We start from the raw sequence: 1,046 nt of genomic DNA, 5'->3' as shown, positions 1-1,046 counted from the left end.
GCGTCAGGGCGCCGAGGGGCTCAGCCCGCCCGGCCCGCTGGAGAGCACCGCCGCGGCCAGCGCCCGCGAGGCCGGGCGCTCGCGCGTGCGCGGGTTCGTCAGCAGCACCAGGTCGATCTGGCCCAGCTCCGGCAGGCGGTGCTGCGCGCCCAGCGCCGTCAGCTGCGGCGGCACCAGCGAGCCGGCCAGGCACGAGACGCCGATGCCGGCGGAGACCGCGGCGATCAGGCCGTTGACGCCGCGGCACACGCAGGCGCTGCGGTAGCCCAGCCCGGCGCGCTCCAGCGCCTCCTGCATCGCCGCGCCGCTGAGCGAGGGGGAGGGGTAGACCACCAGCGGCACCGGCTGCGACAGGTCCACCCGGGTGGAGGGGTTGCCCACCCACACCAGCCGCTCGCGCTTGACGAGCTGACCCTCGCCCGAGCCGCGCGGGCGCTTGCCGATGAAGATGTCCAGGCGGTCGTTCTCCAGGCGGCGGTGCAGGGTACCGGACTGGTCGACGGTCAGCTCCAGGTCCACGCGCGGGTTCTCGGTGCGGAAGTCGCGCAGGATGTGCGGCAGCCGGGTCAGCGCCAGGTCGTCGGACATGCCGATGCGCAGCCGCCCGCGGGGCCGCTCGGAGGCGAAGTAGGAGGCCGCCCGCTCGTGCGCGGCCAGGATCGAGCGGGCGAAACCGATCATCGCCTCGCCGTCCGGCGTCAGCGCCACCGAGTGCGTGTCCCTGTGCACCAGAGCGCGTCCGACGGCGTCCTCCAGCTTGCGCAGGTGCTGGCTCACCGTGGACTGGCGCACCCCCAGCCGCGCGGCGGCCTGGGTGAAGGAGTGCGTCTGCGCCACCGCCAGGAACGAGCGCAGCTGCGCCGGCTCGAACGCCGCCGCCGGGCGCCCCACCTCGGCCACGGGTCCCCCTCCGCTGGTCATCACGACACGTGATGACTGATAAGCACGCCATCGCCGTGCGATCTCGCCGTCGCGTCCGTGAGGATGGTCGCACGACGATCGCTACCGAAGGAACCCACTCGTGACCCCGCCGGCCGCAGCCGAGT

1 protein-coding gene is annotated in these 1,046 nt (G+C 74.4%); it reads right to left on the bottom strand.

The window, feature by feature from the left end:
- Nucleotides 1-3 precede the first annotated feature (3 nt).
- The gene (locus tag GTR00_RS21545) at nucleotides 4-900 is read right to left on the bottom strand and encodes a LysR family transcriptional regulator (protein WP_323132668.1); all 897 of its coding nucleotides are present in this window, start codon (nucleotides 898-900) and stop codon (nucleotides 4-6) included.
- Nucleotides 901-1,046 lie beyond the last annotated feature (146 nt).

It is taken from the genome of Kineococcus indalonis, from assembly GCF_009906395.1.
Classification (GTDB): Bacteria; Actinomycetota; Actinomycetes; order Actinomycetales; family Kineococcaceae; genus Kineococcus; species Kineococcus indalonis.
Note: the sequence above shows the minus strand (reverse complement) of the source record. Positions and strands in the feature narration are given on the sequence as shown.